The sequence below is a fragment of the Pseudomonas sp. LPH60 genome (genome assembly GCF_030718165.1).
In the GTDB taxonomy this organism is placed as follows: domain Bacteria; phylum Pseudomonadota; class Gammaproteobacteria; order Pseudomonadales; family Pseudomonadaceae; genus Aquipseudomonas; species Aquipseudomonas danubii.
In genome coordinates, this window is the sequence record NZ_JAVAJH010000002.1 from 740,213 (window position 1) to 759,367 (window position 19,155).

Annotated in this window: 18 protein-coding genes and 4 tRNA genes; 13 read left to right on the forward strand and 9 right to left on the reverse strand. The window is 59.5% G+C overall.

Going from position 1 to position 19,155, the window contains the following annotated elements:
* Positions 1-71 precede the first annotated feature (71 nt).
* Positions 72-221 carry a hypothetical protein gene (locus Q8O96_RS09035; protein WP_250329467.1) on the reverse strand — a complete coding sequence of 50 codons (150 nt, stop codon included), beginning with the start codon at positions 219-221 and terminating at the stop codon, positions 72-74.
* A 272-nt stretch (positions 222-493) separates the two neighbouring features.
* Here Q8O96_RS09035 and Q8O96_RS09040 point away from each other — a divergent pair, with 272 nt between their 5' ends.
* From Q8O96_RS09040 to Q8O96_RS09050, 3 genes are all read left to right on the forward strand, one after another.
* The gene (locus Q8O96_RS09040) at positions 494-805 is read left to right on the forward strand and encodes a cupin (RefSeq protein ID WP_102860769.1); all 312 of its coding nucleotides are present in this window, start codon (positions 494-496) and stop codon (positions 803-805) included.
* A gap of 106 nt (positions 806-911) precedes the next feature.
* The gene (locus tag Q8O96_RS09045; protein WP_305948692.1) at positions 912-2,063 is read left to right on the forward strand and encodes a TDT family transporter; all 1,152 of its coding nucleotides are present in this window, start codon (positions 912-914) and stop codon (positions 2,061-2,063) included.
* 83 nt (positions 2,064-2,146) lie between these two features.
* The gene (locus Q8O96_RS09050; RefSeq protein WP_102860771.1) at positions 2,147-4,021 is read left to right on the forward strand and encodes an MFS transporter; all 1,875 of its coding nucleotides are present in this window, start codon (positions 2,147-2,149) and stop codon (positions 4,019-4,021) included.
* A gap of 63 nt (positions 4,022-4,084) precedes the next feature.
* On the opposite strand, the gene sugE is transcribed toward Q8O96_RS09050, so the two are convergent.
* From sugE to rdgC, 3 genes are all read right to left on the reverse strand, one after another.
* Positions 4,085-4,402 (reverse strand): quaternary ammonium compound efflux SMR transporter SugE, encoded by a 318-nt coding sequence (gene sugE / locus Q8O96_RS09055; protein ID WP_016967450.1) that lies wholly within the window; start codon positions 4,400-4,402, stop codon positions 4,085-4,087.
* A gap of 106 nt (positions 4,403-4,508) precedes the next feature.
* Complete coding sequence (locus tag Q8O96_RS09060; RefSeq protein WP_102860772.1) at positions 4,509-5,486, reverse strand: bile acid:sodium symporter family protein; 978 nt, start codon at positions 5,484-5,486, stop codon at positions 4,509-4,511.
* A gap of 75 nt (positions 5,487-5,561) precedes the next feature.
* Entirely contained in the window at positions 5,562-6,482 is a 921-nt protein-coding gene (rdgC, locus tag Q8O96_RS09065) for a recombination-associated protein RdgC (protein ID WP_016967448.1), read from the reverse strand.
* A gap of 160 nt (positions 6,483-6,642) precedes the next feature.
* Between rdgC and Q8O96_RS09070 the strand changes: the two genes are divergently transcribed.
* The 4 genes from Q8O96_RS09070 to Q8O96_RS09085 all read left to right on the forward strand — a co-directional run bounded on the left by Q8O96_RS09070 (position 6,643) and on the right by Q8O96_RS09085 (position 7,173).
* A tRNA-Val gene (locus Q8O96_RS09070) sits at positions 6,643-6,718 on the forward strand.
* A 19-nt stretch (positions 6,719-6,737) separates the two neighbouring features.
* Positions 6,738-6,814, forward strand: a tRNA-Asp gene (locus Q8O96_RS09075).
* Between the two features lie 187 nt (positions 6,815-7,001).
* Positions 7,002-7,077, forward strand: a tRNA-Val gene (locus Q8O96_RS09080).
* Positions 7,078-7,096: 19 nt separating this feature from the next.
* Positions 7,097-7,173, forward strand: a tRNA-Asp gene (locus Q8O96_RS09085).
* Between the two features lie 140 nt (positions 7,174-7,313).
* Here the strand turns inward: Q8O96_RS09085 and Q8O96_RS09090 are convergent.
* Together Q8O96_RS09090 and Q8O96_RS09095 are read right to left on the reverse strand one after the other, a co-directional pair.
* Complete coding sequence (locus Q8O96_RS09090; protein WP_102860773.1) at positions 7,314-8,483, reverse strand: catalase family protein; 1,170 nt, start codon at positions 8,481-8,483, stop codon at positions 7,314-7,316.
* Positions 8,480-10,288: a di-heme-cytochrome C peroxidase gene (locus Q8O96_RS09095; RefSeq protein WP_102860774.1), complete on the reverse strand. Its 1,809-nt coding sequence runs from the start codon at positions 10,286-10,288 to the stop codon at positions 8,480-8,482. Before Q8O96_RS09095 ends, Q8O96_RS09090 begins: the two co-directional genes overlap by 4 nt.
* 267 nt (positions 10,289-10,555) lie before the next feature.
* Between Q8O96_RS09095 and Q8O96_RS09100 the strand changes: the two genes are divergently transcribed.
* From Q8O96_RS09100 to Q8O96_RS09120, 5 genes are all read left to right on the forward strand, one after another.
* On the forward strand, positions 10,556-11,269 hold the full coding sequence (locus Q8O96_RS09100; protein ID WP_102860775.1) for an FKBP-type peptidyl-prolyl cis-trans isomerase: 714 nt from the start codon (positions 10,556-10,558) through the stop codon (positions 11,267-11,269).
* Positions 11,270-11,560: 291 nt separating this feature from the next.
* The gene (locus tag Q8O96_RS09105) at positions 11,561-12,016 is read left to right on the forward strand and encodes a YkvA family protein (protein ID WP_102880528.1); all 456 of its coding nucleotides are present in this window, start codon (positions 11,561-11,563) and stop codon (positions 12,014-12,016) included.
* Positions 12,017-12,130: 114 nt separating this feature from the next.
* Positions 12,131-12,472, forward strand: coding sequence for a helix-turn-helix transcriptional regulator (locus tag Q8O96_RS09110; RefSeq protein ID WP_102860777.1), 342 nt, complete (start codon positions 12,131-12,133; stop codon positions 12,470-12,472).
* A complete protein-coding gene (locus Q8O96_RS09115; RefSeq protein WP_003179080.1) occupies positions 12,469-12,840 on the forward strand; it encodes a hypothetical protein in 372 nt (123 codons plus the stop codon). Before Q8O96_RS09110 ends, Q8O96_RS09115 begins: the two co-directional genes overlap by 4 nt.
* Positions 12,841-13,263, forward strand: a complete 423-nt coding sequence (locus Q8O96_RS09120) for a sel1 repeat family protein (RefSeq protein ID WP_102860778.1) — start codon at positions 12,841-12,843, stop codon at positions 13,261-13,263.
* Here the strand turns inward: Q8O96_RS09120 and Q8O96_RS09125 are convergent.
* Entirely contained in the window at positions 13,208-15,040 is a 1,833-nt protein-coding gene (locus Q8O96_RS09125) for a bifunctional diguanylate cyclase/phosphodiesterase (RefSeq protein WP_207166370.1), read from the reverse strand. The two genes, Q8O96_RS09120 and Q8O96_RS09125, sit on opposite strands and share 56 nt — an antisense overlap.
* A gap of 135 nt (positions 15,041-15,175) precedes the next feature.
* Positions 15,176-17,260, reverse strand: coding sequence for a carboxy terminal-processing peptidase (locus tag Q8O96_RS09130; RefSeq protein ID WP_170001897.1), 2,085 nt, complete (start codon positions 17,258-17,260; stop codon positions 15,176-15,178).
* A 138-nt stretch (positions 17,261-17,398) separates the two neighbouring features.
* Between Q8O96_RS09130 and Q8O96_RS09135 the strand changes: the two genes are divergently transcribed.
* A complete protein-coding gene (locus Q8O96_RS09135) occupies positions 17,399-18,361 on the forward strand; it encodes a zinc-binding dehydrogenase (RefSeq protein ID WP_102880524.1) in 963 nt (320 codons plus the stop codon).
* A 122-nt stretch (positions 18,362-18,483) separates the two neighbouring features.
* Here Q8O96_RS09135 and Q8O96_RS09140 read toward each other — a convergent pair whose 3' ends face one another.
* Positions 18,484-19,137: an HAD family phosphatase gene (locus Q8O96_RS09140; RefSeq protein ID WP_305948693.1), complete on the reverse strand. Its 654-nt coding sequence runs from the start codon at positions 19,135-19,137 to the stop codon at positions 18,484-18,486.
* Between the last annotated feature and the right edge of the window lie 18 nt (positions 19,138-19,155).

Sequence of the window (19,155 nt, forward strand, 5' to 3'; positions counted from 1 at the left end):
GAGTTGGCGTCAGTGTCGACCAAGGTATCAGCGTGGCCTGATGTCGCAGGGCCGGACGGTCGTTCGGGCGGCTAGGGTTGCAGGGCAAGCTCGATCATTTCATGGAGTTCCAGCATCACCACCGGCTCCACTTCGAACCTGATTGGCGGTGCCATGGTGGCAGTGCTGACCCTTAGTGGCGCGTTGATGTTCTTTTCCTTGCGCCAGCGTTTGGCCGACAAGGTCCTGCGCTCGGGAGGCTGAGCAGTTGCTTGATTGCGAGGCGCAGCGGTCGACGCTCATGGAAACCAAGGGCAATTCTGTCGGTTGGCGAGAGGGCCGCTCACGTTCACTATGGGCACCTGTTCCCTGCTGCCATGGAGTGCCTTATGTTTCCTGGGTCTGGTCATCGGTTGCTCGACAAGCAGTCGCGTCAGTCGTGTTTCAGCGACCATTCAGCGCTAACGGGCGGCCAGTCGGGCCGCTCAAAACCTTTTGTGTCAGGGAGGGCGGTATGAAGGTCATTCGCAGTGCTGACTTTACCGGCGAGCGGGCCTGGGCAGCCCTGGATATCGCCAACATGAACGGCATCACCACGCGCCTGCACTGGACTGACCAGCCGTACCGATGGCACGTCAATGACGGTCAGGAGGTGTTCGTGGTGCTGGGTGGCCAGGTGCAGATGCGCTATCGCGTTGAGGGGGTGGAGCAGTCGGTGCTGCTGGAAGTGGGCGACATTTTTTATGCCGATCTGGGAACCGAGCATGTGGCTCATCCCCAGGGTGTTGCCAGGGTGTTGGTGATCGAATCCGAAGGCAGTGTCTAGGTTTGTATCTGCAAAATAGATAACAGATAGAGAAATTACCCGTTATATAGATATTCGATTAGGTTCTACCATGGGCTCCACCTCATCAGAGGACAGGAGACACGTCATGCCATGCACCCACAGCGTCAAAGCCGGCCGCCGGCCCTTGAGTCATCTACAGCACCCCCGTGAAGCCATTCGCCAATTCACTCCCAACTGGTTCGCCGCCACCATGGGCACCGGTGTTCTGGCCCTGGCGCTGGCCCAATGGCCGGCGCCGGTGCCAGGCCTGCATCAGGTGGCTGAAGGCTTCTGGTGGTTGACCATCGTCCTGTTCCTGCTCTTTACCGCGATGTACACCGCGCGCTGGGTGCTGTTCTTCGATGAGGCGCGGCGAATCTTTGCTCACTCAACGGTATCGATGTTTTTCGGCACCATTCCCATGGGGCTGGCGACCATCATCAACGGCTTGCTGCTGTTCGGCATTTCGCGCTGGGGCGAGGCGGTGGTGCATCTGGCGCAAGTGTTGTGGTGGCTGGACGTGGCCATGTCCCTGGCTTGCGGGGTGTTGATCCCCTACATGATGTTCACCCGGCAGGAGCACAGCATCGATCAGATGACCGCCGTCTGGTTGCTGCCGGTGGTGGCGGCTGAAGTGGCGGCGGCCAGCGGCGGCTTGCTGGCGCCGCATCTGGCGGATGCTCACGCCCAACTGGTGATGCTCAGTACCAGCTATGTGTTGTGGGCTTTTTCGCTGCCGGTGGCTTTCAGCATCCTGACGATCCTGCTGCTGCGCATGGCCTTGCACAAATTGCCCCACGAAAGCATGGCGGCCTCGAGCTGGCTGGCCCTGGGCCCGATCGGTACCGGCGCCCTGGGCATGCTGGTGCTGGGGGGCGATGCACCGGCGATCTTTGCCGCCAATGGCCTGTCCGGCGTCGGCGAGATTGCCGCCGGCCTGGGGCTGGTGGCGGGCCTGACCTTATGGGGCTTCGGCCTGTGGTGGATGTTGATGGCGGTACTGATCACCCGCCGTTACTTGCGCGAGGGCATTCCCTTCAACCTCGGTTGGTGGGGCTTTACCTTCCCGCTGGGTGTGTATTCGCTGGCCACCTTGAAGCTGGGTAGCACTTTGCACCTGGGATTCTTCAGCGTATTTGGTGCGGTGTTGGTAGCGGCCCTGGCGTTGATGTGGCTGATCGTGGCCAGGCGTACGGTCCAGGGGGCCTATAAAGGAGAGCTGTTTGTTTCGCCGTGCATTGCGGGCTTACGGAAATAATCGCCAAAGATAGGTAAGGTTGTGGCCTGGATCGATATTCGACATTCCAATAACAGTATCCACGCCACTCAGGGACATGGAAGATGAGTCACCCTTCGCAGTTCACTTTGCTCCGCAAGCGGCGGTTCCTGCCGTTCTTCATCACGCAATCCCTCGGCGCCTTCAACGACAACATCTTCAAGCAGTCGTTGATCCTGGCCATTCTCTACAAGCTGAGCATCGAGGGTGATCGCTCGATCTGGGTCAACCTCTGTGCCTTGCTGTTCATCCTGCCGTTCTTTCTGTTCTCGGCCCTGGCCGGGCAGTTCGGTGAGAAGTTCGCCAAGGATGCGCTGATTCGCCTGATCAAGCTGGGGGAGATCGCGATCATGGCCGTGGGAGCGGTGGGCTTCGTCTTCGACCATCTCTGGCTGATGCTGTTGGCGCTATTTGCCATGGGGACCCATTCGGCGCTGTTCGGCCCGGTGAAATATTCGATCCTGCCCCAGGCCCTGCGTGAAGAGGAACTGGTGGGCGGCAATGGCCTGGTGGAAATGGGGACTTTCCTGGCGATTCTGGCCGGGACCATCGGCGCGGGGATCATGATGTCCTCGGCTCATTACGCCTCTATTGTCTCGGTTGCCATCCTGGGCGTCGCGGTGTCGGGGTACCTGGCAAGTCGGGCCATTCCACGGGCGGCTGCTGCAACCCCGGACATGCGCCTGAACTGGAACATCTTCAGTCAGTCCTGGGCCACCTTGCGTCTGGGCTTGGGGCAGACACCGGCGGTGTCGCGGTCAATTGTCGGCAACTCCTGGTTCTGGTTTGTCGGGGCAATCTACCTGACTCAGATTCCCGCCTATGCCAAGGAGTGGATGCACGGCGACGAGACGGTGGTGACCCTGATCCTCACTGTGTTCTCGGTGGGTATCGCGGTGGGCTCGATGCTGTGCGAGAAGCTTTCGGGGCGCAAGGTTGAGATCGGCCTGGTGCCGTTTGGCTCCTTTGGCCTGACGGTATTCGGCCTGCTGCTGTGGTGGCATTCCGGTGGTATCCCGGAGAGTGTCAATGGTCATGGCTGGCTTGAAGTGCTGGGCTTCGGGCATGCCTGGTGGGTGTTGTTCGACGTGCTGGGACTGGGGGTATTCGGTGGCTTCTATATAGTGCCGCTGTATGCGCTGATCCAATCGCGTACTCCGGAGAATGAACGGGCCCGGGTAATTGCTGCCAACAATATTCTCAATGCGCTGTTCATGGTGGTATCGGCGATTGTTTCCATCGTCATGCTGAGCATGGTCAAGCTGACCATTCCCCACCTGTTCCTGGTGGTGTCGCTGCTCAACATCGCGGTCAACGTCTATATCTTCAAAGTGGTGCCCGAGTTCAGCATGCGGTTCATGATCTGGCTGCTCAGCCATTCCATGTACCGCGTCGAGCATCGCAATCTGGAGCAGATCCCCGATGAAGGAGCGGCGTTGCTGGTGTGCAACCACGTGTCGTTCGTCGATGCCTTGTTGATTGGCGGCGCGGTGCGCCGGCCGATTCGCTTCGTGATGTACTACAAGATCTACAACCTGCCAGTGCTGAACTTTATCTTCCGCACCGCCGGTACCATTCCTATCGCTGCAAGGCATGAAGATCTGGAAATCTACGAAAAGGCCTTTAAGCGTATTGCCCAGTATCTGCGTGACGGTGAGTTGGTGTGCATTTTTCCCGAGGGCAAGCTGACTGCCGATGGTGAGATTAATGAGTTCAAGGGCGGCCTGACACGGATTCTCGAAGAAACCCCGGTGCCGGTGATTCCCCTGGCACTGCAGGGCTTGTGGGGCAGCTTCTTCAGTCGCGACCCGAACAAAGGGTTCTTCCATCGCTTCTGGTCACGAGTGACTTTGGTGGCCGGGCCAGTCGTAAGTGTGGAGGCCACCGAACCCGCGCAGTTGCAGGCGGTGGTGGGGCAGTTGCGCGGCAGTCGTCGCTAGGATTGCAGTGAATACAAAAACGCCCGCAGCATTGCGGGCGTTTTCATTTCTGTGCGGCGGCGGTCAGCTGGCGCTGACTTTCAAGCCCACCAGGCCGGCGATGATCAGCGCCACGCTGGCCAGGCGCACCAGGGCCATGGATTCGCCGAACAGGATGATCCCTGCGATCACCGTGCCAATAGCACCGACCCCGGTCCAGATGGCGTAGGCCGTGCCCAGGGGCAGCTCCTTCATGGCCAGACCGAGCAGGCCCAGGCTGATAGCCATGGCGAGGATGGTCAGGGCGGTGGGCAGCGGACGGCTGAAACCGTCGGTGTACTTCAGGCCGACAGCCCAGCCCACTTCAAACAAACCGGCAAACAACAAAATGATCCAGGACATGCTGACCTCATCGGTTGATGGGGTCGTCCCCACAAATAAGTCACTCGATTGAGCCGCGAGGTCGTCCTCGCGCTGCGCAGTATACTGCTCAATGCGGCTCGGTCGATCAGTTTTCAGCTCGGTTGCCGACTCGTTGTGTTTCCAGTTTTTGCTCGCTTTTGTCCCTCATGCCGCGGAAGTAGGTCGAGAGCAAGGCCCCGGAGATGTTATGCCAGACGCTGAACAGGGCGCTGGGTACTGCCGCCAGTGGAGAGAAGTGGGCGCTGGCCAGGGCGGCCCCCAGGCCGGAGTTCTGCATGCCGACTTCCAGGGCCAGGGATTTGCGTTGTGCCAGTGGCAGTTTGAAGAGCCGGCCGGTGAAATAGCCCAACAGGTAGCCGAAGCTGTTGTGCAGCATCACCACCGCCATGATCAGCAGTCCGGACTCGGCGATTTTTGCCTGGCTGGCCGCCACCACGGCGGTGACGATGATGACGATGCTCACCACCGAAACCAGCGGCAGTACCTCTACCGCATGTTGTACCCGATGGCCCAGCAAGCGCTGGGCCAGCACGCCCAGCACGATCGGTAGCAGCACTACTTGCAGGATCGACCAGAACAGCTCCATGAAAGACACCGGCAGCCAGGCCGAAGCCAGCAGCCAGATCAGCGCAGGGGTCAAGAGTGGCGCGAGCAGGGTGGTGACTGCAGCAATGGCCACCGACAGGGCGAGGTCGCCCCGGGCCAGCCAGGTCATGACGTTGGACGAGGTGCCGCTGGGGCAGCAACCCACGAGAATCACGCCGACGGCAATTTCCGGCGGCAGATGGAAGGCCTGGCAGAGTAGCCAGGCCACCCCGGGCATGATCACGAAGTGCGCGACCACTCCCAGTGCGACGCGCCAAGGATGACGGGCCACTTCGGCGAAGTCTTCGAGTTTCAGGGTCAGGCCCATGCCGAACATCACCAGGCCCAGCAGCGGCACGATGGCGCCCTTGAGGCCGATGAACCAACCGGGTTGGAAGAATGCCAGGACGGCGAAGATCAGTACCCAGTAGGCGAAGGTGTTGCCGACAAAGCGGCTCAGTGCAGCCAGTGCTCGCATGACCTGTTCCTTATTATGTGAAAACGCCACCGAAGGCGGTGGCGTCTATAGCGGGGCGGCTATTGGAGCAAGGCGTCAGATGCCTTGCGGAATCTCCTCGCCACCCAGGGCCTCGAACAGCGCCGGCAGGAAGTCGCCGAAAGTCAGCATCATCAGGGTGAAGCTGGCGTCCTGCTGGCCGAGGGCTTCATCGCCGCCGTCCTGTTCCGCCTGATCCTGCAGCAGGTCTTCGAACTTCAGGCGCTTGACCACCATCTTGTCGTCGAGCATGAAGGACAGTTTGTCCTGCCAGGCCAGGGACAGTTGGGTGACCACCTTGCCGGTGCTCAGGTGCAGCTGGATTTCCTCGCCGGTCAGGTCCTGGCGCTTGCAGCGCACGATGCCGCCGTCTTCGTGGGTGTCGCGCAGTTCGCATTCGTCGAGCACGAAGAAGTCGTCGGCGGCTTTTTGCGTCTTGACCCAGTCGGTCATGATTGCGCTCGGGGCGATCTTCACGGTCAGTGGACGTACTGGCAGGGTGCCGAGGACTTCGCGCAGGGTGGAGAGCAGATCTTCGGCGCGCTTGGGGCTGGCGGAGTTGACCAGAATCAGCCCTTGTTTCGGGGCGATGGCGGCGAAGGTCGAGGAGCGGCGGATAAAGGCCCGGGGCAGGAACGCCTGGATGATTTCATCCTTGATCTGGTCGCGCTCCTTCTTATAGACCTTGCGCATCTGTTCGGCTTCGATCTCTTCGACCTTTTCCTTCACCGCGTCGCGCACCACGCTGCCAGGCAGGATGCGTTCTTCTTTGCGCGCTGCCACCAGCATGAAGTCCTGGCTGACGTGCACCAGCGGGGCGTCTTCACCTTTGCCGAAAGGGGCGACGAAACCGTAAGTGGTCAACTCCTGGCTTGCACAGGGGCGCGCCAGTTTGGTCGCCAGTGCAGTTTCCAGCGCCTCAGCATCAAAAGGCAGATCTTGGGTCAGGCGATAGATCAGCAGGTTTTTGAACCACATGGGGTGAATCTCTCCTTTATACAAAGGAGGGCATTATTCTCTTCGCTGCTGCTCAGGCCAACCCTTCGCTAAGCCTTTGGAAGGCCTGAAAAAATTATTATAAAAAGTGCTTGCCAGAGTGGGGGCTGCTCCGTAGAATGCGCGCCACACCGAACGTGAAGGGTGATTAGCTCAGCTGGGAGAGCGTCTGCCTTACAAGCAGAATGTCGGCGGTTCGATCCCGTCATCACCCACCATTCGCATTCAGTGTTACGCGCAGCGGTAGTTCAGTCGGTTAGAATACCGGCCTGTCACGCCGGGGGTCGCGGGTTCGAGTCCCGTCCGCTGCGCCATATTCGGTAACCTGGAACACTGAACGCCAGGTCACCACAGAAAGCCCGCTAGCGCGGGCTTTTTGCTGTAAAGAGTTTGTGGGTAGTGCGGCATTTCATGGGAATTCAGATTTTTTTGATAAAATTATCAATTAAATCAACACTTTAAGAATTTCTGTGGCATAATGCGCCCCGCAACGAAGGTAAAGGGTGATTAGCTCAGCTGGGAGAGCGTCTGCCTTACAAGCAGAATGTCGGCGGTTCGATCCCGTCATCACCCACCACTTACTTTCAACGCTACGCGCAGCGGTAGTTCAGTCGGTTAGAATACCGGCCTGTCACGCCGGGGGTCGCGGGTTCGAGTCCCGTCCGCTGCGCCATATTCGATAACCTGGAACACTGAACGCCAGGTCATCACGGAAAGCCCGCTAACGCGGGCTTTTTGCTGTCTGGGGTTTGGCTTTAGGCAAATCCGGCACCCCAAAAAGCGGCCCGCAGGCCGCTTTTCTTGTTTCAGGGCCTACTGCTCGGCGTTACGGCTGTGCCGGTAGTCACTGACAGCTTCGTAGACCGCTTTGCGCAAGCGGTTGATACCACCGATAGGGCGATGGGCCTCAATGCCGAACCAGGGATTGAAGGATTGATTGTCGCAGGCGAGGTTTTGCGCAGGAGTGTCGAAGTCCTGGGCGGGGATCGTCAATCGGGCCACGGTTTCAAACGGTGCGTCGCTTTCTTTCCACTCGATGCTGGTGTCTTCGATCGGCATGAACCGGCTCGGATCCTGGCGCTGGATCTGCAGCACGAAGCAGGCTGGCATCCGATCGGTGGAGAGCTGCTGGGTCAGTGCGCTGCGCAAGAAGTTGGGCAGGTCCTGGTTCTGCGCTGGCAAGCTGTAGGCCGGGCAGCTGTCCGGGTCTGGCATGACCCGGAACTTGGCGTTGGCGTTACCGAACTTGTAGGGCGAGACCGAAAAGTAGGTCGTCTGGGTCGGGCTGGCTGGTGCTGGTGACAACGTGGCCAAGGCGATGAACAGATGGCGGATCTGCCAGCTGCGAGGATCCCAGCCAGGGAAGAAGGCGCCGACTTTCTTGCCATCCGCTTGGGCTGCAATGTTTTGTTGATACTCCGCCACATCGCTGACGAAGAAGTTCGGATGATTGAACATCACGAAGTCCTGCTCGCGTCGCGCCGATTCCGCGGGGATCAGCTGTTGCCCAGGAACATCCAGCAGTTTGATCGCCATGCCGCGGGCATCGCGAATGCTGTCGAACTGCGGATAGGCATTGCCGTTGGACAAACGCACGGTCGCTTGCCAGGTCTGGCCGGGGTTGGCGAATACACCCTGGCGCAGTTCCGAATTCAGGTCCTTGAGCACCTGGACCTCGGCTTTCACGCAGCCATGAGCCTTGGCGTGGGCATCGCGCAGGTAGCGCGTGCCTTCGCGGTGTTGATCGACGATGCGTACGGCGGTCTGGATGATGTCCTGGGTGCGTGCGGCTTCATCGGCGGGAATCTGCTCCTGCACTGCCACCGGACCACGGTGCTGCCAGGCGAACCAGGCGCTGCCCAGGGCCCAACCCAGCAGGCCGATGCCAGCCAGCAATAACAGAGTCTTGCCCAGCAATGCACTGAGGCTTAGCCAGAGCCTGGCCAGCAGTGACGGTCGTTTTCTTGCGAGATCGAGTTTCATGGCAGTTGTGACTCCAGCGGTCCGCCTAGCACTTTCAAGTATTCCAGCAGCGCCCAGCGCTCTTCGGGTTGCAGCAGAGGGCCGATGACGCCGTTGCCACGCTGGCCGGCACGGAATTCGTGGCCGCTGTTGTGGTTGCCGCTGATGCGGGTATCGAATTCAAAGCCATTCTTGAAGGCTTCCGGGCGATAGCCCAGGTGCTTGGGATCGTATTCGAAGGTGCCTCGATAGAAGGTGGTGGAGCGTTCGGATTGGGGCGAAAGCAGTTGATACAGGTTGGGCACCGAGCCGTTGTGCAGGTAAGGCGGTGTCGCCCAGACCCCAGCCAGTGGCCGGGCCTTGTAGGCACGCAGCTCCCGTACGCCGATCGGCAGGCCATAGCCATCCAGCCGTGGCCGTTCCTCGGGAGTGACCTTGGCATCTCGGTAGGCACGTTCCTCGACGAAGGCGGTGATATAGGCCAGGCCCTTCGCGGCCGAGAGTTGGCGCAGGTCAAGTGGTTCAGTGGGCGTCGGGTGCAGTTCGACGTTGGACTTGGCCAGTTCGGCGGTGTCCCATTGCAGGGCGCTCAGGTCATAGCGCAAGTCGGCGATGTTGCTGGCGGAGTTCGGGTCGGTACCAATCACCGAAACCGGGAGCATCTTCAGTTGCTGCACTGGGCGGCCGTTGCTCTCGCTCACTGTCGGTAGGTGACAGCCGGCGCAGTGGCTGGCGAACAGGTCGCGGCCCTTGGCAGCCAGAGGTTTATCGACAGTGCCCAGCAGTGCCTCAGGCCATGTGGGAGGCTTCAGGCGCTGCAAGGTTTCTTCTATATGGTTAAGGTCGCGAACCCGCACGCTGGACGGGTAGCGGGCATCGCCGGTGAGGGGCTGGCCGTTGCTGTCGAACAGATTGAGGGTGGCACCGACCCCCAGGGCCTCGCCAATGTTGCGGGCCATGGGTTGCTGTGCGGAACCGTTCCACTGCACCCAATCGAAGGTCCAGATGTCCCACAGTTGTGGGTAATCCACCGGGGCGTTGGCGATCCGATAGTTCTGCGCAGAAATGGCATCGCCGAAACTGGCGTTGGCTATGCGGCCGAAGGCATCGGTACGGCCCGGGCCTTCCTCGGTGGGATAGAGGCCACGATGGGTATCGTTCCAGGCGACTCGGAGGAAGGTGTCCAGCGAGGCCTTGAAATCCTTGCGCAGTTGTTCATGTTGCGCGTCATAGTCTGCGCCCAGCACTTTGCGGGCGAAACGCTCGAATTTCCATGGGTTGTAATAGGTGGTGGCCAGACTGGCTACCAGCGCCTGGCCGAAGCTGCCGCCGCGCAGGGTTGGCACGCTGGAGGGCAGGACGTGTTGCGCCGATCCGCCATCGATTCGCAATGCCTGATGGTTGAAGCGCAGTTCCCCGGTGTGGCAGGCGGCGCAGGTGATGTCCAGGTACTGTTCCGGGCTGCCTGGGTTCTGGTGTCGGGCGAACCCTACTGGCAGGTTGCCGGGATTCTGCGCGGTGGCTTTCTGTCCGGGCTGAACCAGGAACCCGAAGCGTGCCAGGTACTCCGGCGCTGCAAAGGACTGCTTGGAGAAGGGCAGCTCCAGGGCGGTGAACCATTCATAGCGCAGGCCTTTGACTTGAGTGCCTTGGGGGGTGAAATAGTACGTCTGGCGATCGGCAGCGTCCCACTGGTCCAGATAGTGCACCTGCTCGACGGGCACATAGTCGGGAAGCTTGGGGTTGGCGATGTAGTACACAACCACGGCCAGGGCTATGCCGATCAACACGGCAATCAACAGCAATACACGGTAGATGAGGCGCAAGATGTACGTCCTTGTCGAATTTGCTTTCCTTATGCCTGAGCGTCTCTGACGCGGCAAGTAGCCATTACTTGCGCTATGGTTATTCGCGCTCGTTCCAGCGCCTCACCGAGCCGCCTGAGCGGGCGTTCCCCAAAGCATAAAACGTGTTTAAAGACGTGAACTTATCGGACATTTACTACTCTTACGCCGGTAGCCATTGGTCGTGGTCGCCTGATAAGCTCGCGGCTTTATTCGATTGCCCTTTAGGCGCATGAACAAGGAAATAGCATGAAACAGCATCGGTTGGCGGCGGCGGTGGCCCTGGTTAGCCTGGTACTTGCGGGGTGTGACTCGCAGACCAGCGTAGAGCTGAAAACCCCGGCGCAAAAAGCTTCCTACGGTATCGGCCTGAACATGGGCAAGAGTCTCGCCCAAGAAGGCATGGATGACCTGGATTCCAAAGCGGTAGCCCAGGGCATCGAAGATGCCGTCGGCAAGAAAGAACAGAAGCTGAAGGATGAGGAACTGGTTGAAGCCTTTGCCGCGCTGCAAAAGCGTGCCGAAGAGCGCATGGCCAAGATGAGTGAAGAGTCGGCTGCTGCCGGCAAGAAATTCCTCGAGGAAAACGGTAAGAAAACCGGCGTGACTACCACTGCTTCCGGCCTGCAGTACGAAGTGCTGAAGAAGGCTGATGGTCCTCAGCCCAAGTCGACTGACGTGGTCACGGTTCACTACACCGGTACTTTGACCAACGGTACTGTATTCGACAGCTCGGTAGAGCGTGGCAGCCCGATCGATCTGCCTGTCAGTGGCGTCATCCCGGGTTGGGTTGAAGGTCTGCAACTGATGCACGTGGGTGAGAAGTACAAGCTGTACATCCCTAGCGATCTGGCCTACGGCGCACAAAGCCCAAGCCCGTCGATCCCGGCCAACTCGGTTCTGGTGTTCGAACTGGAGCTGCTGGGTATCAAGGATCCAGCCAAGCAGGACGCCGCCAAGTAACCTGTCTCTGCGCCTGAAGCAACGCCCCGTTTTTACGGGGCGTTGTCGTTTCTGCGGGCCACTGCTGGTAAATATTCCGAACCGGCGCCATCGTAGGTGGTCAGAACTGGGTATCGGCGGTGGCTAGTCTGTGAAGGCCGCCAAGTCAATGAAATTATGGGTTTTTTTATGTGAGTAAAAAACGCCCGATCTGAGCTAAGCCCTTATGAAACGGGGCTTTCAGCTGTGAAAAATAGCTCTGTTCACAAGGTTATCCACAATTTGTGTGGATAACATTTCAGTGGAGTGATGATGAAAGCACCCTGGAGTTTTGCTCGATTCCTGCCCCTGGCTGGTCGGTTGCTGAGCCGCGGTCGTTTACCGACGCTGTTGTTTGCCGTGGCCAGCAAGGGGGCCAGCCAGGGTGGCCGTCTGGGCAAGGTCAAGGAGGATCTGCGCCTGCTCCAGGCACTGTGTCTGGCTTACTGGCGAGGTGAGTATCGCGCTGTGAGCCCCAAGGCTTTGCTATCGGTAGTGGCAGGGTTGATGTATTTCCTCAGCCCGGTGGACGCGATCCCCGATTTTCTCCCGGTATTCGGCATGCTCGACGACATCGCCGTGCTGGCGTGGTTGATGAAGACCCTGGATGACGAACTTGGTGCCTTCCGCGCCTGGCGCAACCGCCAGATGCCGGAAAAACTGGCAGTGGTTGAACGCCTGCCGGATACACCGGAACAGCTGCAGCTGGAGGGGCCGCGGAAAAACTGAGGCGATTGACTGGCTCTCTCAACAATCATGCTCCCCGCGACCGCCGCCGCTGTTAGGATTACACTTCAAGGGAAAAGTCCGACTCGGTAAGAGTCGTTGTCCTACGGGGTAGTAATGGATATTCAGATTATTGAACGCGATGGCGAGCCCGAATATGCGGTTCTGCCGTGGGCTCAGTATCAAGCTTTATTGACAGCCGCAGGCCTCACCAAACAACAACCACACGCCGCTGCAACCTCTCAGGCGGCACCACCAGCCCAGAGTCTTCCGGGCCTGGATCAACTACGCAATCTGCGCGAAGGGAAGGGCATCGCCATCGAGGCGCTGGCCCGCAAAGTAGGTATCAGTCCGTCTTACCTGGCCCTGATTGAAAGTGGCGAGCGTCAACCCGACGCTGCGATTCGCCGCAGCCTGGCCTGGGAGTTGACGGTGCCGGGGTGGAGGGAGCAATCGTGAGTGTAAGGATCAGTCGTCAGCACTGGGATGGGCTGTTGGGCGAATTGGATCAAGCCCGTCGCCAACGCCATCTTTTAACCTACCGGGCATTGCTGGAGCGATTGCAGCTGCCTAGCCCAGCCATGCAAACCCTGACGGCCGCGCTGGAGCATCTGGCGGCCCTGGATGCCCGGGCCGAACAGCCATTGCGCAGTTCATTGGTGATCAGCCAAGGCGCTAGCCGTTTACCTCGTACCGGGTTCTTTGAGTGTGTGGAGCGCTTGGGACGTTTTTCCGGGCCATCCGATGGCGTGGCCGCTGCGTCATGGCACGCATCGGAAGTGGTGCGCGTGTTCGAGTATGAATACCCCGAATCAGCGGAGGCTTGAATGTTCTGGCGACTCAAGGCACGACTCAGCTATTGGCTGGCGCGCCGGTTGTTTCATTGGCCGTGGTTTATCCGCGAACCTCGCAGTTGGCGGTGGATGGAGGGGCAATTCGCACGCATGGCCAATCTGGGGGATGTCGACGCGCAAAGTTTCTACGGGCACATCCTGACTTTTCGTGGGCATGGGCTTGGGGCGCGGGAGGAGGGCATTCGCCTGCTGCGCCTGGCGGCTCTGGCCGGTGACGGTAAAGCCGCCTATCAATTGGGGGTGATCAGCCTCGCCGGCTCCGCCAGCAAGGCTCCTGATGCTGCCGAGGCAAGCCGTTGGTGGACGCTCTCGGCCAAGGCCGGGCATCCACTGGCGGAGCTCAAGCTGATGCAGCTGAATCAGGCGGCTGATTCCGATCCCGCATCGGTTCGTTGAGCGCCTCGCTTCCCATGCGGGCTGCAGCGTCCAAACTGTCGATTACGTGGATGCTGTAGCCCTGAACATTCTTGGCATGATGCTTGGCCTGGGATGCCAGCTCTGCCAATTGGCTGGAATCCAGTAGTCCACAAGCCTGTGGATACAAGTGCACGACGCCGATGGACAGTGACAGCAAGGGGAACTCCTGACGCACTCCTTGACGGTTGGGGGCGACAAAGCAACCGGCCTCCAGGTGTTCGCTGCGGTAGAAGCGTCGGCACTGACTGTGAAAGTCGTCCAGCAACTGGTTCAGGCGCCTTTGCCAGTCTTCAGGTCCGAGCACCAGCAAGAAATCATCCCCGCCAATATGCCCGACGAAGTCACGACTCGGGTCGACCCGATCATTCAGGCATTGGGCCAGGCACAGCAGCACTTCATCGCCACGGCCATAGCCGTAGATATCGTTGAAGGGCTTGAAGCTGTCGATGTCCACGTAACAGATCACTGACTCTTGCCCTTGTTGCAGCAGGCGGGTGAGGCATTGCTGGATGGGCACGTTGCCCGGTAACAGGGTCAGGGGATTGGCATAGCGCGCCTGCTGGATTTTCAGTTCGGTGATCAGCTTGAGCACATCTATTACCCGTCCCAGTCCCAGGTAGTGACCGTTGAGGGTGATGATGAAGTCTTCCTCGATGCGTTGCCGGGCGCGACTGGTGATCAGGCGGCTCACCTGCTGCAGGGACTGGCTGAGTTCGACGGCAAGGAAGTCGTCATTCATCAGGCGGCTGATGGGTTTGCGGGCAAAAAGATCGGTAGCAAATGGCTTGAGCAGGGCATCTGAAAGCGAATGCCGGTGGACGATCCCGCAGGGGTGGCCCTGTTCGTCGAGGACTGCCAGAGAGTTGAGGTTGGCTTGCCGGCGAAAGGCTTCCAGCACGTTGGCTGTCGGGGTATTACGGGCCACGGCGGGCTGTTCGTTGAGCAGCGCGCTGAGGTCACTGCCTTCATCGTTGAGTGCCACGCTGGTTTGGTCATGCTTGGGCATCATTGCCCGGGCATCCCGAGGCGGCTGTTCCTGCGGCCGGCACAGCAAGTAGCCCTGGACTAGATCCACTCCCATTTCGCTGAGCACCACCAATTCCTCGAGCATCTCTATCCCTTCGGCTATCACTTGGGCGCGAGACGCCTTGGCGATCTGCAGAATTGAACCGACGAATTCGCGCTTTAGGGCGTCCTGATGGATACCATCGATAAAGTGCCGGTCGATCTTTACATAGTCCGGTCGCAGCTCGGACCACAGGCGCAGGCTGGAGTAACCGGCGCCGAGGTCATCCAGGGCGATGGAAAATCCCATGTCCCGGTAGTGATGCAGGGCGTTGTGCAACAGCTGAAAGTCGTCGATGGGGGTCTGTTCGGTGAGTTCGATCACCACCTGGCTTGGAGGAATGCCAACGTCCTGTAGCAGTTGCAGGGTCCGGCCAGGTTGATGGGTCGCTTCCAGCAGGGATTCCGGCGATACGTTGAGGAACAGTTTGCCGGGTAATTGCTGCTCGCTGAAGCGTTTGCAGGCGCTGTGGCGGCAAGCGAACTCCAGTTCGCTCAGGCGCCCGGCCTGGCGGGCCACCGCGAACAGGGCGACCGGGGAGTGCAGGGGGCTGTTGGAAGGGCCACGGCTCAAGGCTTCGTATCCGAGGATACGTCGCTGCGAGAGAGAAATGATCGGCTGGAACAGGCTGTGCAAACCGCTTTGAGCCAGGATTGAACTCAATGCACTCAGCTGTTCGGTCGTGGTCATGGCGATCTCTGTCGATAAAAAAAGGACCGGGCGCCGCTCCTGATTCAAGAGCGGCGCCCGGTCCTTTATTTCACGACAGAATGATGACTGTTTAATGACGCTCCGAGGAGCGATCGAATTAAATTGCCATCATCTTCAGTGCTTGGCTACCGAGGTGTTGAGCTTCAGATAGTCCAGCAGAATGCGCCCTGTTTCGCTCAGGTAGGCGTCGTCTTCCGGCTTGGTCTTGTCTGGCTCGGCAGCTGCTAGTGCATCTTCGTCTTCTTTCTTCAGCTCTTTGAGCGGCTCTTCACCCTTGGCCTTGCGACGAGCATTTTCCAGAGCCAGTTGCTTGGCTTCGATGTCGGCATGCTGTGCCCGACGATCCGCTTCGTTGAGGCTGACGGTTTTTTCCGCCATCAGTTTCTGTGCCAGGGCCAACTTGTCGCGGATGAACACGAACTCCGCATCTTTCGCTGAACGGCTTTCATGTTCGGCCTTGAGCTGGGCCAGGAATGGCTTGAACGGATCCACAGCCGGTTTGATGGCCGGGCGAATGGTGTCCCAGGGCATGGCTTCAGGCAGAGCGCTTTCACCGATTTCCTTGGTGTCGATGATCGACGGGTAACCGATGTCCGGAAGAACGCCCTGATGCTGGGTGCTCTGGCCGGAAACCCGATAGAACTTGGCCAGGGTCAGTTTCAGCTCGCCATGGTTCAGTGGCTGAATGGTTTGCACCGTACCTTTACCGAAGGTCTGTCCACCAATGATCAGCGCTCGGTGGTAGTCCTGCATGGCGCCAGCGAAAATCTCCGAGGCCGAGGCCGAGAGACGGTTTACCAGCAGTGCCATCGGGCCTTTATAGAAGGCGCCGGGGTTTTCATCCTCCAGCACATCCACACGACCGTCGGCGTTGCGTACCAGTACTGTCGGCCCTTTGTCGATGAACAGGCTGGTCAGTTCGGTGGCTTCCTGGAGGGAGCCACCGCCATTGTTGCGCAGGTCGATGACCACGCCATCGACCTTGTCTTTCTGCAGCTCGGTCAGCAGTTTTTTCACATCGCGGGTGGTGCTCTTGTAGTCCGGATCACCAGCGCGGAACGCCTTGAAGTCAAGGTAGAAGGCCGGGATCTCGATCACTCCGAGCTTGTAATCCTTACCATCCTGCTTGAGGTTGAGGATCGACTTCTTCACTGCCTGGTCTTCGAGCTTCACCGCTTCGCGGGTGATAGGCACGATCTTGCTGGTCTGGTCGTTTGGCGCATTGCTGGCCGGAATCACTTCCAGGCGGACCAGGGTGCCTTTCGGACCACGGATTAGCTTGACCACTTCGTCCAGGCGCCAGCCCACTACGTCGACCATTTCCTTGTTGCCTTGGGCGACACCGATGATCTTGTCTGCGGGAGCTATCTGCTTGGTCTTGTCTGCCGGGCCTGCCGGCACCAGGCGCACGACCTTGACCTGGTCGTTGTCGCTCTGCAACACGGCGCCGATGCCTTCCAGCGACAGGCTCATGTTGATGTCGAAGTTTTCCGCGTTATCCGGCGACAGATAATTGGTGTGCGGGTCGTAAGACATGGCGAAGGTGTTGATGTAGGCCTGGAAGATGTCTTCGGCCCGGGTCTGGTCCAGGCGCGCCAGCTGATTCTTGTAGCGCTTGGTCAGCGTCTCCTGAATCTGCTTGGGCTCCTTGCCGGCGATCTTCATGCGCAGCACTTCGTCCTTGACGCGTTTGCGCCACAGGTCGTCAAGCTCTGCAGTGGTCTTGAGCCAAGGGGCGTCCTTGCGGTCGATCAGCAAGGTCTCCTTGGCGTTGAAGTCGATCTTGTCGACGCCTTTGTTGAGCTCCGCCAAGGCGAAATCCAGACGCGCTTTGACCCGGTCCAGATAACGCTTGTAGATGGTGAAGCCGGCATTCAGGTCGCCGCTCTTGAGGAAGTCGTCAAACTGGGTTTTCCATTTGTCGAATTCCGCGATATCGCTGGCCATGAAGTAGCTGCGCGATGGGTCCAACAGCTTCAGGTAGCTGTCATAGATGATCACCGAGCGCGCATCATCCAGCGGAGGTTTGCTGTAGTGGTGGCGTTTGAGCAGTTCTACAACATTGAGGCTGGCAATTACCTCATCGCGATCGGGCTGAAGTTGATCCCAGCTATTGGCTGCGAACGTATTGGTCGACATCGGCAGAAGGCCGAAACCAATGAAAAGGGCGAGGGCGGTGCTGGGGAACAAATGCTTCATGCTGATTCGACGCGGGGGCAATTGATAACGCATATTAGGCCGTCTTTGAAGTCGCCGGTTCCATAAGGACCGGTCGCATAATGCAAAAAGCCCGGTGCTACCGCTCCGGGCTCAGTCCAGACTCACTATGGAGGCACAGTGAAAGCATTGCAAGGCGTTGAAGGTCATGTGGAGTGGGTTGAAGAGCCAAGCCCTGCCTGTGATGTAGGGCAGGTTCGCATTCGGGTGGCGGCTGCGGGTCTCAATCGGGCCGACCTGTTACAGCGTGCAGGGCTCTATCCGCCCCCTCCGGGAGCCAGCCCGATCCTGGGCCTGGAGTGTTCCGGGATTATCAGCGAAGTGGGGCCGGGTTCTTCCTGGCAGATCGGTGACCGGGTGTGCGCGCTGCTGGCCGGTGGCGGCATGGCCGAGGAAGTGGTGGTTGATGCACGTCATGTGCTGCCGGTGCCCGAGGGGTTGTCCCTGGCCGAAGCTGCGGCGTTGCCCGAGGTCTACAGCACGGCCTGGCTCAATCTGTTCCAACTGGCGGCGCTCAAGCCTGGCGAGAAGGTGCTGTTGCACGCGGGAGCCAGTGGTGTCGGTTCGGCCGCGATCCAGCTGTGCAAGGCGTTTGGCAATCCATGCTGGGTGAGTGTCGGCTCCGCCGATCGCCTGGCCTATTGCGAAAGTCTCGGCGCCCAAGGCGGTGTGGTGCGGACTGAGGGGCTGGAAGCGCTGCGGGACTTCGGTCCATTTGACGTGATCCTCGATCCTGTAGGGGCCAATTACGCGGTCAGCAACCTCAAGCTGCTGGCCGTTGATGGGCGCTGGGTGCTAATTGGTCTGATGGGCGGGCGTGAAGCGCAACTGGACCTGGCTCAGGTGCTGGCCAAGCGTATCCAGCTGTTGGGCTCGACCCTGCGTAGCCGCGACGAACAGTTCAAGGCTGACCTTTTCCGTGACCTCGGGCAGAACGTCTGGCCGCTGTTCGCTGAAGGACGCCTGAGCCCACAGTTGGCCAAAACCTTTGCGATCAGGGACGCCGAAGCGGCATTTGCCGAGCTGGCGACCAATCAGGTCTCGGGCAAGCTGGTGCTGGTGATCGACTCCAGCCTGACGTGATTGCTGGCTTAGGATCCGGCTGGCCGGCGAAAGGGTGTTGCAATCCGCTTGGCTGGCAAGTTGGCTCCTACACCAGCCAGCTTCTATAGAAGCTGGCTGTCCGGGCATTTCAGGGCCAAGGGTTACTTCCAGTGGTGGATCGGCCAACCGGACTTCTCTGCATGTTCGCGCAGTATCGGGTCCGGGTTCACCACCTGGGGATGGTCTACCCGCAGTAGCAGCGGCAGGTCATTGCGCGAGTCGGAGTAGAACGTCGCGCCTTCCAGGTTTTCTTCCTCGGTGTCCAGCCATTCCAGCAGGCGGGTGATCTTGCCTTCGCGGTAGGTCAGAGTGCCAAGGGTATTGCCGCTATATACGCCGTGCAGTACTTCCAGCTCAATGCCCAGCACTTCGTCGATGCCCAGGCGGGCGGCAATCGGCTTCACCAGATGGGTGCCCGAGGCGGAAATCACCAGGATCCGGTCGCCGGCCTGGCGGTGAGCGGCGATAGTCTTGCAGGCGTCGCTGAAAATGATCGGCTCGATCACCTCTTCCACCCAAGGCTCCACCAGGTGCGCCACCTCTTCCGGGGTACGCCCTGCCATGGGTTCCAGGCTGAAGCTCATGAACTCTTCCATGGCCAGCTTGCCGTGACTGTAAGCGTCCATCAGTTCGTTGTTGCGACGCATGAACGACTCGCTGTCGACCCAGCCAAGGCGGCCCATCTGTGCGCTCCAGAGGGTGGCGCAGTCGCCGTGGATCAGGGTCTCGTCCAGATCAAAAATTGCCAAGGCCATCAGTACAGCTCTCTCTTC

Bases quoted from the DNA above. Each gene is read 5' to 3' on its own strand.
- Q8O96_RS09040 (WP_102860769.1), top strand. From the start codon at position 494: ATGAAGGTCATTCGCAGTGCTGACTTTACCGGCGAGCGGGCCTGGGCA.
- Q8O96_RS09045 (WP_305948692.1), top strand. From the start codon at position 912: ATGCCATGCACCCACAGCGTCAAAGCCGGCCGCCGGCCCTTGAGTCAT.
- Q8O96_RS09050 (WP_102860771.1), top strand. From the start codon at position 2,147: ATGAGTCACCCTTCGCAGTTCACTTTGCTCCGCAAGCGGCGGTTCCTG.
- sugE (WP_016967450.1), bottom strand. From the start codon at position 4,402: ATGTCCTGGATCATTTTGTTGTTTGCCGGTTTGTTTGAAGTGGGCTGG.
- Q8O96_RS09060 (WP_102860772.1), bottom strand. From the start codon at position 5,486: ATGCGAGCACTGGCTGCACTGAGCCGCTTTGTCGGCAACACCTTCGCC.
- rdgC (WP_016967448.1), bottom strand. From the start codon at position 6,482: ATGTGGTTCAAAAACCTGCTGATCTATCGCCTGACCCAAGATCTGCCT.
- Q8O96_RS09090 (WP_102860773.1), bottom strand. From the start codon at position 8,483: ATGAAACTCGATCTCGCAAGAAAACGACCGTCACTGCTGGCCAGGCTC.
- Q8O96_RS09100 (WP_102860775.1), top strand. From the start codon at position 10,556: ATGAAACAGCATCGGTTGGCGGCGGCGGTGGCCCTGGTTAGCCTGGTA.
- Q8O96_RS09105 (WP_102880528.1), top strand. From the start codon at position 11,561: ATGAAAGCACCCTGGAGTTTTGCTCGATTCCTGCCCCTGGCTGGTCGG.
- Q8O96_RS09110 (WP_102860777.1), top strand. From the start codon at position 12,131: ATGGATATTCAGATTATTGAACGCGATGGCGAGCCCGAATATGCGGTT.
- Q8O96_RS09120 (WP_102860778.1), top strand. From the start codon at position 12,841: ATGTTCTGGCGACTCAAGGCACGACTCAGCTATTGGCTGGCGCGCCGG.
- Q8O96_RS09125 (WP_207166370.1), bottom strand. From the start codon at position 15,040: ATGACCACGACCGAACAGCTGAGTGCATTGAGTTCAATCCTGGCTCAA.
- Q8O96_RS09130 (WP_170001897.1), bottom strand. From the start codon at position 17,260: ATGAAGCATTTGTTCCCCAGCACCGCCCTCGCCCTTTTCATTGGTTTC.
- Q8O96_RS09140 (WP_305948693.1), bottom strand. From the start codon at position 19,137: ATGGCCTTGGCAATTTTTGATCTGGACGAGACCCTGATCCACGGCGAC.